General features: G+C 42.2%; 9 protein-coding genes and 1 other annotated feature. Of the genes, 7 read left to right on the forward strand and 2 right to left on the reverse strand.

Annotated elements, in window-relative coordinates:
• Nucleotides 1-161: 161 nt before the first annotated feature.
• The 5 genes from LG34_RS02325 (at nucleotide 162) to queA (ending at nucleotide 8131) form a co-directional block, all read left to right on the forward strand.
• Nucleotides 162-2114, forward strand: a complete 1953-nt coding sequence (locus LG34_RS02325; RefSeq protein ID WP_207657013.1) for a SpoIID/LytB domain-containing protein — start codon at nucleotides 162-164, stop codon at nucleotides 2112-2114.
• A gap of 169 nt (nucleotides 2115-2283) precedes the next feature.
• Nucleotides 2284-3120: a YihY/virulence factor BrkB family protein gene (locus LG34_RS02330; protein ID WP_242979781.1), complete on the forward strand. Its 837-nt coding sequence runs from the start codon at nucleotides 2284-2286 to the stop codon at nucleotides 3118-3120.
• 96 nt (nucleotides 3121-3216) lie between these two features.
• Nucleotides 3217-3442 (forward strand) — a binding site (T-box leader).
• Between the two features lie 120 nt (nucleotides 3443-3562).
• On the forward strand, nucleotides 3563-4582 hold the full coding sequence (pheS, locus tag LG34_RS02335) for a phenylalanine--tRNA ligase subunit alpha (protein ID WP_109214703.1): 1020 nt from the start codon (nucleotides 3563-3565) through the stop codon (nucleotides 4580-4582).
• A gap of 74 nt (nucleotides 4583-4656) precedes the next feature.
• Nucleotides 4657-7074, forward strand: a complete 2418-nt coding sequence (gene pheT, locus LG34_RS02340; RefSeq protein WP_109214704.1) for a phenylalanine--tRNA ligase subunit beta — start codon at nucleotides 4657-4659, stop codon at nucleotides 7072-7074.
• A gap of 31 nt (nucleotides 7075-7105) precedes the next feature.
• Nucleotides 7106-8131 carry a tRNA preQ1(34) S-adenosylmethionine ribosyltransferase-isomerase QueA gene (gene queA / locus LG34_RS02345; protein WP_109214705.1) on the forward strand — a complete coding sequence of 342 codons (1026 nt, stop codon included), beginning with the start codon at nucleotides 7106-7108 and terminating at the stop codon, nucleotides 8129-8131.
• A 67-nt stretch (nucleotides 8132-8198) separates the two neighbouring features.
• Here the strand turns inward: queA and LG34_RS02350 are convergent, their stop codons facing one another.
• On the reverse strand, nucleotides 8199-9347 hold the full coding sequence (locus tag LG34_RS02350) for an MFS transporter (protein WP_109214722.1): 1149 nt from the start codon (nucleotides 9345-9347) through the stop codon (nucleotides 8199-8201).
• Nucleotides 9348-9401: 54 nt separating this feature from the next.
• Nucleotides 9402-9989: a DUF1349 domain-containing protein gene (locus LG34_RS02355; protein WP_109214706.1), complete on the reverse strand. Its 588-nt coding sequence runs from the start codon at nucleotides 9987-9989 to the stop codon at nucleotides 9402-9404.
• A gap of 110 nt (nucleotides 9990-10099) precedes the next feature.
• Here LG34_RS02355 and LG34_RS02360 point away from each other — a divergent pair, with 110 nt between their 5' ends.
• Nucleotides 10100-11008: an AraC family transcriptional regulator gene (locus LG34_RS02360; protein ID WP_242979782.1), complete on the forward strand. Its 909-nt coding sequence runs from the start codon at nucleotides 10100-10102 to the stop codon at nucleotides 11006-11008.
• A gap of 192 nt (nucleotides 11009-11200) precedes the next feature.
• Nucleotides 11201-11677, forward strand: a complete 477-nt coding sequence (locus LG34_RS02365; RefSeq protein WP_021737650.1) for an LURP-one-related/scramblase family protein — start codon at nucleotides 11201-11203, stop codon at nucleotides 11675-11677.
• Nucleotides 11678-11734: the final 57 nt, after the last annotated feature.

Consider the following 11734-nt stretch of genomic DNA (forward strand, 5'->3'; position numbering starts at 1 on the left):
CATATCCGGTTCTTTTTTTGCCCGGAAAACCATAAGGTGTTACATCAGATGTGAGATGATGTTTCACACAAACAGGACTATTTTCAAAATGATTCGATGAAAAATCATTGAAAGCATGCGGCAAATGGATGGCAGTGGGTAAAAAGAGAGGAAGCGTGGCAATGATGAGGCAGCAAAAAACGGTGGTAAGTTATGGACGGGCATATGTGATCAGACAGAAGAACAGGCGCAGACGCCGCAAATATAAATGGTTATGTATGGGAATTGGTTTGCTTTTTGTGCTGGTTTTTCTGTTAAAACCAAATGTGCAGGCAGTAGAGGATGCAGGTGGATGGTCAGATCGTGTCAGATCTTTAGAATTGGCTGGATACCTTCAGGCTGCCAATCTGACACCGGAGGAGACAAGGCGGCTGCTGCTTCCGGAATTGCAGGAATATGTGACAACAGAGGATGTTCAGCTGATTTTTGAAAAACTGGGATTCGGGGAGTATACGGAAGAAATTCTGGGACAGGCACAGCTTGTCGCAGGAGATGTCTTAAGCCGGGCGCAGTGGAATGTGGTGTATGAGCGTTTACTGGAAAAACTTCAGGTAAAGGATACGGTGTCTCAGGTTATGTTACAGTATCTTGGAAAAGTATTCGGAGAAGCACGGATTATGGCAGATAATGGAAATTATGATTGTGATCTGGAAAGCTGCCGGATGGAATATGGAAAAAAATATGTGGTATATGTGCAGGGCAATCTGATCCTTGGAATTTGTTCACAGGAAGAACAGAAACAGACGGAGGGAAAAGACAGTGAAAAGGCGGAAAACGGGGCGACAGAACAGGGGACGGAAGTCACAGATCAGATCACAGTTCCGGATACGATCCGGGTGTTACTGACACAGGATCAGAAGCAGAATGTCTTTCGGGAAGACGTCTGGATCAAATGTGATGCGGAATGGAAGCTTTGTGCCGGAGAAACGGAAGATGTGATTCCGGCAGGAGAAGCACGAAGCTGTAAAGTATGGATGGAGGAGCACCAGACCGATCAGGTGCTTGCCAAAATCTCTGGGGACGGCAAATTAAAATTATGCGATTCGGATGGAAACGAAAAAGGAAACTATGCAGGAAATCTGCATGTGTATCGTGGAGATTCCGGATTATGGCTGGTCAATGAATTGGGAATGGAGGAATATCTGTGCGGTGTAGTTCCCGGGGAAATGCCTTCTTCCTTTGCACCGGAGGCTTTGAAGGCGCAGGCAGTTTGTGCCAGAACTTATGCTGCCATACAGGCACTTGGAACCACGTATGAAACTTATCATGCAGATGTGGATGATACGACCGCATGCCAGGTGTATCTGCCTGCCAATGAAAATCAGGCGGCGACAGATGCAGTAAACGCAACAGCAGGTGAAGTTTTAAGCTATGAAGGACGGCTGGCATCGGTCTATTATTTTTCAACTTCCTGCGGTTATACTACCGGTCTGGAAGTGTGGCAGCAGGAACCGTTGGCTTATCTTGGAAAAGTAAGTCTGCTGCTTTCCGGGGAACAGCCGGTTTCTGTGGATGATTTTTTGAAAGACTGGTCCGTGCAGGCATATGACAGCGAAAGCAGATTTTTCCGGTGGAAAGGAGAACTTCAGGTGTCGGAGCGCAGGGATCAGCTGATGAAAAAAATCGAAGAAGCTTTAAGTCGTCAGGATGGGAAACTGACAGCTTTGTCCCGGAACGGACAGCATGTGGCGTCTGTATCCGACTTTGGCGATTGTACCGGAATTAAGATCTGCGACAGGTCAGATTCCGGTGCGGTAACGGATCTGGCAGTTATTTTTGATGCGGGAGAGGTGCATGTATACAATGAAAATCTCATCCGTAACCTGATTTGGCAGATCTGTGTGTCTCTGACGGATAAAAACGGGGAGAATGTCAATACTATTACCATGCTGCCAAGTGCGTTTTTTACGTTGCAGGAACAGGAAAATGGCAGATATGAGATCATGGGCGGAGGACTGGGACACGGGATCGGCATGAGTCAGTACGGTGCAGATGGCATGGCACGGGCAGGCAAAACGGCAGCCGAGATCTTGCAGTATTTTTTCCCTGGAACAGAGCTTTTTTTGGGAAAATAGTAGAGCAGAAAGAAAGGGAAAATGCAAAGGGAGCATGGCAAATAGAAGAAAAAACTTGCTGAAATGGATAAAATCTGGTAATCTATCGAATTGTAAACATATGAGAACGGTGCATTTTGTGCATCAAAGGGGAGAAACTATGGACTATAAGCATTTGATAAGGTTCTTTTTGGCGAAATTGAAAAAAGATAATATTGGAGCTTATGCGGCACAGGCAGCACTGTTTATCATTATGTCAGCGATTCCATTTCTGTTGGTGTTTCTGTCACTTCTGCGGTTTACTCCGGTGAGCGAGAGTACGGTACTGTCCGTGATCCAGATGGTGGTTCCGGGGCAGATTAAGATTACACCGATGCTGATCAATATAGTAGACGAAGTGTATACAAATTCAGCGAAGGTGCTGCCAATCGCGGTGATTTTTGCAATTTATTCAGCGGCAAAGTCTATCCAGAGTCTTCGTTACGGATTGAATATCGTTTATGATACCGATGAGACACGAAATTGGTTCGTACTGCGTTTTCGTGCAATGATCGAGACATTTGTATTGATCTTGGTCATTATTTTACTGATGGTATTTCTGGTGTTTGGTCAGAAGATTCAAAACATGCTGGTGCAGTACGCACCGATTTTGTCTATTGTAACAGACATTATTTTAAAACTGCGTCTGCTCATTTTGTTTTTTGTGCTGATCATATTTTTTATGTTTATTTATAAAGTGCTGCCAAACCGCACCGCTACTTATAGAAGTCAGTTGATCGGGGCAGTTGGATGTTCCGCCGCGTGGTATGTATTTTCCTTTGGACTGTCCATTTATGTGAATTATTTTAATGGATTTTCATTGTATGGCAGTCTGACCACGATTTTATTATTGATGTTCTGGCTTTACATCAGCATGTATATTTTTCTGGTGTGTGCGGAAGTCAACAATCTGTTTGAAATTCTGCTGGTGGAGATTCAGGAAGCGCGTCGTAGAAAAAAAGAACGGCAGCAGGATAAAAATACTTGATGTTTTAAATAAGCTATGCTAGAATAAATGCTAGTTTTGGTTCGGATGTATGATTATGTTTGAATCATTCCTGAATTACAGATCAGGAACAATATATTAAAAGCTGAGAAGATGTCAGTAGGCAGATGATCGGATTACAGAGAGAGTGTACATTGGCTGAGAATACACTTAAGGAAAGACATCTGGTGAACTTCCCATTGGAGCTGCTGTTTTGAACAACGGAATGTCAAGTAGGAACAGACGGGTCATGCACGTTACGCATTAGAGTGTCCGATGCATGTCGGGAAACCGGGTGGTAACGCGGAAATTTTTCGTCCCTTTTTACGAAGGGGCGTTTTTTTATGTTCTGATAACTCACACTGGATTTCCTGTGAAAAGCACTTTGTGCAGAGGCGCACTCATATAAAACGAAATTATTTATATTTAAAGAAGGAGATTAAAGATGAAAGACAAGTTAAAGCAGATCAGAGAAAAAGCACTTGCTTCTATCGAGAATTCTGAGGGATTAAATGGATTAAATGATGTCCGTGTCGCTTTCCTTGGAAAAAAAGGTGAACTTACTGCTGTATTAAAAGGAATGAAAGATGTCAGCCCGGAGGAGCGTCCGCTGGTTGGTCAGATGGTAAATGAGACCAGAGCTGCTATCGAGCAGAAACTGGAAGAGAGAAAGAAAAAAATGGAAGCTCTGGAACTGGAGCACAAACTGAAAAAAGAAGTCATCGACGTAACACTTCCGGCAAAGAAAAACCGCGTTGGACACGGTCATCCAAATACCATTGCCCTGGAAGAAGTAGAGCGTATCTTTGTTGGTATGGGATATGAAGTCGTAGAAGGACCGGAAGTAGAGTATGATTACTACAACTTTGAGGCTCTGAATATTCCGGCAAACCATCCGGCAAAAGATGAGCAGGATACTTTCTACATCAATGACAAGATCGTACTTCGTACCCAGACTTCTCCGGTACAGGTTCGTGTTATGGAAAAAGGTAAACTGCCGATCCGTATGATCGCACCGGGACGTGTATTCCGTGCCGATGAAGTAGATGCAACCCATTCTCCGTCCTTCCATCAGATCGAAGGTCTGGTAATCGACAAAGGTGTTACATTTGCAGATCTGAAAGGAACACTGCAGGAGTTTGCAAAAGAGCTGTTCGGACCGGAGACAAAAGTAAAATTCCGTCCGCATCACTTTCCGTTCACAGAGCCGAGTGCAGAGGTAGACGTAACCTGCTTCAAATGCGGTGGAAAAGGATGCCGTTTCTGTAAAGGCGAGGGATGGATCGAGATCCTTGGCTGTGGAATAGTTCATCCGCACGTACTTGAAATGAGCGGAATTGATCCGAAAGAATATTCCGGATTCGCTTTCGGTGTAGGTCTGGAGCGTATCGCACTGTTAAAATATGAGATCGACGACATGCGTCTGCTTTATGAAAACGATGATCGTTTCTTAAAACAGTTCTAAATCGTAGATTTTCGAATCTGCACGAGCAAAGCGAAATAACATTTTTGAATAATAGATTAGTAGGAGAAAGAAACATGACAACTTCATTATCTTGGATAAAAGCATATGTTCCGGAATTAGAAGTAGAGCCGCAGGAATACATGGATGCGATGACACTTTCCGGTTCAAAAGTAGAAGGATATAAAAAATTAGATGAGGATCTGGAAAAAATCGTCATCGGTCAGGTATTAAAAGTAGAGAAACACCCGGATGCAGACAAACTGGTGATCTGCCAGGTAGATATCGGCGGAGAGACCACACAGATCGTAACCGGTGCACCAAATGTATTTGAAGGTGCAAAAGTTCCGGTTGTATTAGACGGCGGACGTGTTGCCGGCGGACATGATGGAAAAGTCGTAGAAGGCGGCATCAAGATCAAAAAAGGTAAATTAAGAGGTGTGGAATCCAACGGTATGATGTGTTCCATCGAGGAGCTTGGATCCAATACCGATATGTATCCAGATGCAGCCGCTGACGGACTTTACATCTTACCGGAAGATGCTCCGGTAGGAGAGAGCGCGGTATCTTATCTGGGATTAGATGACGTAGTAGTAGAGTACGAAATTACATCCAACCGTGTAGACTGCTTCGCCATTCTTGGTATTGCACGTGAGGCAGCAGCTACTTTCGGAAAAGAGTTTGTTCCGCCGGTAGTGACAGAGACAGGAAATTCTGAGGATGTCAACGATTACATCAAAGTATCTGTCGAGGATGCAGATCTTTGCCCACGTTATACCGCACGTGTAGTAAAAAATATCAAAATCGCACCGTCACCGAAGTGGATGCAGCACAGACTGGCTGCTCACGGTATCCGTCCGATCAACAATATCGTAGATATCACAAACTACGTGATGGAAGAGTTTGGTCAGCCGATGCATGCATATGATCTGGATACGATTGCAGGTCATGAGATCCGTGTTCGCCGTGCAGCAAAAGGTGAGAAATTCGTGACATTAGATGGTCAGGAGCGTACTTTAGATGACAGCATTCTGATGATCTGTGACGGTGAGAAAGCCGTTGGACTTGCAGGTATCATGGGTGGCGAAAACTCCATGATCACAGATAATGTACAGACGATGTTATTTGAGGCAGCATGCTTCGATGGAACAAACATCCGTCTGTCCAGCAAAAAAGTAGGTCTTCGTACCGACGCCTCTTCCAAATTTGAAAAAGGTCTGGATCCGAACAATGCCATCGTGGCTATGAACCGTGCCTGCCAGCTCATCGAAGAACTTGGCGCAGGTGAAGTCGTTGGCGGTGTCGTTGATGTATACCAGAAAGAAATGACAGGCAGAAGAATCGCATTTGATCCGGATTGGATCAATGGTCTGCTCGGAACTGATATTTCTGCAGAGACAATGATCGGATATTTCAAAAAAATCGACCTTGGTTTTGATGAGGAGACACAGGAAGTCATCGTTCCATCCTGGAGACAGGATTTGCTCCGTGATGCAGATATCGCAGAGGAAGTAGCACGTTTCTACGGATATGACAATATCCCGACAACACTTCCATCCGGAGAATCCACAACAGGTAAACTGTCCTTTAAACTTCGTGTAGAGGAAGTGGCAAGAGAAGTTGCCCAGTTCTGCGGATTTTCACAGGGAATGACATACTCCTTTGAGAGTCCGAAGGTATTTGATAAATTATTACTTCCGGCAGACAGTCAGCTGCGTAATACCGTAACTATTTCCAATCCGCTTGGAGAGGACTTCAGTATTATGCGTACAGTTTCTTTAAATGGAATGCTGACCTCTCTTTCTACCAACTTCAATCGTAGAAACAAAGATGTTCGACTGTATGAATTAGGAAATATTTATCTGCCAAAACAGGAGCCTGTTACAGAACTTCCGGAAGAGCGCATGCAGTTTACACTGGGATTCTACGGTGATGGCGATTTCTATACCATGAAAGGTGTTATTGAGGAATTTCTGTATAAAGTAGGTATGAATCTGAAACCGGAGTATGATCCGGAGTCGGAATTGTCCTTCTTACATCCTGGACGTCAGGCAAATGTTATTTATGATGGTCAGGTAATCGGCTACCTCGGTGAGGTTCATCCGACTGTTGCAGCAAATTACTCCATTAAAGATCGCGTATACGTTGCTGTCATTGATATGCCGGAAATCGTTTCCCGTGCAACCTTTGACCGAAAATACGAAGGCATTGCAAAATACCCGGCAGTCAGCCGTGACCTCAGTATGGTTGTTCCGAAACATGTACTTGCAGGCGATATTGAGAAGGTATTTGACGAGAGAGGCGGCAAGATTCTTGAGTCTTATGAATTATTTGATATTTATGAGGGCGCACAGATTAAAGCAGGATTCAAATCTCTGGCTTATAAACTGACCTTCCGTGCAAAAGACCGTACGTTAGAGGAAGCAGATATCACTGCTGCCATGAAGAAGATCATGAACGGTCTGGAGCGTCTTGGTATCGAGTTGCGCCAGTAGAAAGTTGGTGTCTGTATTGAATGAAAACGAAATGAAGGTAACAGATTATTATTTTGATCTGCCACAGGAGCAGATTGCGCAGGACCCGCTGGAGGATCGTTCATCCTCCAGACTTCTGGTCCTGGATAAAGAGACTGGCGAGTATTCTCATCATGTATTCCGGGAAATCACAGAATTCCTGAAACCAGGTGACTGCCTTGTCTTAAACAATACAAAAGTAATTCCGGCCCGTCTGTTTGGTGAAAAAGAGGGGACTCAGGCAAAAATTGAAATTCTGTTGCTAAAACGCAAGGAAAACGATGTCTGGGAAACGCTGGTAAAACCGGGTAAAAAGGCAAAAGTCGGCACAAAAATTATTTTTGGTGGTGGACTTTTAGTCGGTGAAGTGATTGATATCGTGGAAGAGGGCAACCGTCTGATCAAATTTACTTATGAAGGAATTTTTGAAGAAATTCTGGATCAGTTAGGTCAGATGCCGCTACCGCCATATATCACACATCAGTTAAAGGACAAGAACCGTTATCAGACTGTTTATGCAAAATATGACGGTTCTGCAGCAGCTCCGACTGCAGGGTTACATTTTACACCGGAACTGCTTCAGCAGGTAAAGGATATGGGCGTTGATATTGCAGAGGTAACATTGCATGTCGGACTTGGTACGTTTCGTCCGGTAAAAGTGGACAATATCCTGGAACACCATATGCATTCAGAGTTCTATATGGTAACACAGGAAGCCGCTGACAAGATCAACAATGCGAAGAAAAACGGTCATCGTGTAATTTGTGTTGGAACTACAAGCTGCCGTACCATTGAGTCCGCAGCGGACGAAAACGGTATGCTGAGAGAAAGCAGCGGATGGACGGAGATATTCATCTATCCGGGTTATCAATTCAAAGTGCTGGATTGTCTGATCACAAACTTCCATCTGCCGGAGTCAACATTATTAATGCTGGTTTCTGCACTTGCGGGAAGAGAGCATGTGCTGGCGGCTTATGAGGAAGCAGTGAAGGAAGGATACAGATTTTTCTCCTTCGGGGATGCGATGTTTATTCAGTAGAAAGAATTTCTAAGAAAATATAGTGGGATAAATAGTACCTGTGACAGCGTGTGTGCTGTCGCGGGTGCTATTTTTGCGATTGCTGATTTTTTCGATATAGAAGAAAGAGCATGAATAATAGAATTACTGGAAAAATAAGCCCGCATCTCATGCCGCTCCTAATATTATTCCCGGCGTTCTGAGTGATACGGCCAACAATTCCAGGCCCGATACTGCCGCCTAAATCTCCTGCCATGGCAAGGAGAGAGAACATAGCTGTCCCCCCTTTTGGAAACGTTTTTGAGGAAATACTGATCGTTCCCGGCCACATAATTCCAACTGAAAATCCACATACTATACAACCGATAAGTCCGATAATCGAATTAGATGACAAGGCAGAAAGAAGATAGCAGATAACACATAATATGCCGGAACCACCCATAAACTTCATTAAATCCAGCTGTTTTCCATATTTCCCAAAAATTATGCGGCTGATGCCCATGGTGACTGCAAACATACATGGACCTGCTAAATCTCCCAGTGCTTTTGACAATCCCAGTGCAGATTCGGCATAAGCAGATGCCCATTGAGCCATTGCAAGTTCAGAAGCTCCAGAACATACCATCAGACATATCACAACCCAGAAAAAAGGTTTGGCAAATAGACTTTTAATTCCCATCCCAGTGCCATTATCAACCAGATGCTCAATCGGACAGGTCATGAAATTATAAGTGTTAACAGCAGGAATCAGTGCCCATATCACGGCAAGCCATTTCCAGCTGTTTATGCCGAATATCAGAAAAAACAAGCTGGAAATCAAAATTGTTCCAACAGCTCCCCAACAGTAAAAGGAATGGAGCAGGCTCATCGTTGCTTCTTTGTTTTCAAATGGACAGGCTTCAATAATAGGGCTGCAAAGCACTTCGATTAAGCCACTTCCGATAGCATAAACAACGACACTGCATATAATTCCAATGAAAGGATCAGGTAAAAGATCAGGTAAAAATGCCAGTCCAACCAGACCAAGTGAAGCAAATATTTCTGATGCAACAACGCAAATACGATATCCGATATAATCTACTAATTTGGCACAGAACAGATCAACCAGAAGCTGTGTGAAAAAGAAGAACGTGGATATCAAAGCAATATTACCGAGAGAAATATGATAGTCATTGTGAAATTTTAAAAAAAGAAGCGGTGCAAAGTTTGCCGCAATAGCCTGCGTGATAAAGCCCATATAACAGGCAATTTTTGTCTTATGATAGTCATTTTTCTTTACTACATTCACTTTCTATTTTCCACTCCGAATATTTTTAACAGTTTTATGTTCAATAGAAAGATGTTCATAAATACGTTTTCCACCATTCCCGCTTGGAGCCTGAGCTAGTAATCCGACTTTGATGATTGGTTTAGACGGCAAATGGAAATATCTCATCATGTAAAAGTTTATACCATCTGCTGAATAATGGAATGCAAAATTATTTCCTACTCTGCATACCTGAAGCCAGGCAGAATTGCTTTCAATGTTACAGCCGTTTGCATCATCTGAATCGCCTTTTGTAACAACACTTACAGCTGCATGGGTTCCAAAATCTGTCAGTTCAAAACAACATTTTGCCCAATGACTCTCATCTGCCATTACCATTACAGAAGCAGAATCATAGATTTCTTTAAAATCATGGGATACTTTTACTTTAAGAACAAAGTCTCCATTAATTTCAGTATAATAATATGGGGCATTACAAAGTGTTTCTGGCAAAATACCTTCTTCACATTCGTCAATGCTGCCACAAAAAAAGTCTGTTTTTGGTGGTGCGGTTATTTCAATTCTGTCTCCTTCAATGCTGATCTCACTTTCATTCATCCATTTAAAATTCATACGAATACCTCTTTTCAATTTTTTATTTGATTATATAGCAAACAATAAACATATGCATTGAATTAAATCACCAGAATACTGTATAATATCGTAAAAGGAAAGAATGTGATATGGAGATGGATTATAATAAAATACTTACAGACGAGGACTTTATGGAAATCAAGCAGCACGGAAGCAGTGATTATCCATTTCAGTATTATTATGATGATCTGGAATTATTTGATTTTCATTGTATAGAATGGCACTGGCACAGAGAATTTGAGTTTTTATATGTTGAGTCTGGACAAATTATATGTGGAATAGGTGAAAAACAGATTATATTGTCAAAAGGAGATGCAATTTTTATCAATTCTAAAATATTACATCGGTTTTATTCATCATCAGGTGGTGTTATTCCTAACTTTGTGTGTATGCCTGAATTTATTGCACCACAGAATAGTTTGGTCTATAAAAAATATATTTTACCAATCATTTCATCGAATATGTCTTTCCAGTGTTTTCAGATTGCTGAACCATGGCAGGCAAGAATTATAGAAATTATGATAAAAATAATGGAAACACAGGAGAATGAGAAAATAAGGGAGTTTTCCACTTTGGCATTGTTGCAGGATTTATGGCTGATTTTTTACGAAAATGTAAAGTTATCGGATAAAGAAAAAATGCAAACAGTTGACGAGACTGCACAGAAAAGAGTTCAGTTGATGATGCAATATATACATGAAAACTATAATCATGAGCTGTCACTGGATGAAATAGCTTCACATATCGGAATCAGCAAAAGTACTGCGCTTAATTTGTTTCAACGATTTTTACATATTACACCGGTCAGTTATTTGATAGGATATAGACTGCAGGCAGCTTCTTGGCTATTGAAAAATACGAATAAAAAAGTAAAATCTATTGCCTATGAAAGTGGATTCCATAATGTTGATTATTTTTGCAGATTGTTTAAAAAACGTTATCATTTAACACCATCTGAATATCGTTGCGCATGCTTAAAACAGTATAGCAGTAAGTGATCGCTGGATGAGTCAACTATATTCAAGAATGCCTCTGCAATCCTGCCGGAGGCTATAGCAGCTGGCAAGTAGCGAAAGCGGATTGCGAATGTCCGCTTTACATGACGATACTGAGATTTACAGGTCTCCAAGAGTCTCTCAAGGTCTCTTAAGAGACCCTTAGAGACTGTTAAGAATAAGAAGGAGTAACATATGCAATTATTAATTGAACAACGTGTATTTTCCTGGTCAGATACATATGATATCTACGATGAACAGGGAAATCAGAAGTATTTTGTAAAAAATGAACTTATCTCATTAGGACACCGCCTGCATGTATACGATGCGGCGCATAATGAAATTGGATTTATCAAACAGAAACTATTCTGCTTACTTCCGACTTTTGAAATCGAATGGAACGGACAGTTGATGGGACACATCGAGCAGAGATTTGCTTTATTCCGCCCAAAATATGATGTGGATTTCATGGGATGGCGTGCAGAAGGTGATTTCATGGGCTGGGATTACGATGTGTATGAAGCGTGCAGCGCAGTCGTTCACGTACATAAAAAGATTCTGAGCTGGGGCGACACCTATGCCATCGAGTTTGATGATCCGAAGCATGAAATTCCGGCATTGTTACTGGTATTGGCCATTGATGCGGCAAATTGTTCACAGAATAATTCTTAAATGTCCGTTTTACAAAGGCTGAAGGAATAGAACAAAAAGTAGAAAGAGAATTAGCAA

The organism is Eubacterium ramulus, from assembly GCF_003122485.1.
Lineage (GTDB): Bacteria > Bacillota > Clostridia > Lachnospirales > Lachnospiraceae > Eubacterium_I > Eubacterium_I ramulus_A.

Coding starts and splice junctions, on each gene's coding strand:
- pheS (WP_109214703.1), top strand. CDS start 3,563: ATGAAAGACAAGTTAAAGCAGATCAGAGAAAAAGCACTTGCTTCTATC.
- LG34_RS02360 (WP_242979782.1), top strand. CDS start 10,100: ATGGAGATGGATTATAATAAAATACTTACAGACGAGGACTTTATGGAA.
- LG34_RS02355 (WP_109214706.1), bottom strand. CDS start 9,989: ATGAATTTTAAATGGATGAATGAAAGTGAGATCAGCATTGAAGGAGAC.
- LG34_RS02350 (WP_109214722.1), bottom strand. CDS start 9,347: ATGGGCTTTATCACGCAGGCTATTGCGGCAAACTTTGCACCGCTTCTT.
- LG34_RS02325 (WP_207657013.1), top strand. CDS start 162: ATGATGAGGCAGCAAAAAACGGTGGTAAGTTATGGACGGGCATATGTG.
- pheT (WP_109214704.1), top strand. CDS start 4,657: ATGACAACTTCATTATCTTGGATAAAAGCATATGTTCCGGAATTAGAA.
- LG34_RS02365 (WP_021737650.1), top strand. CDS start 11,201: ATGCAATTATTAATTGAACAACGTGTATTTTCCTGGTCAGATACATAT.
- queA (WP_109214705.1), top strand. CDS start 7,106: ATGAAGGTAACAGATTATTATTTTGATCTGCCACAGGAGCAGATTGCG.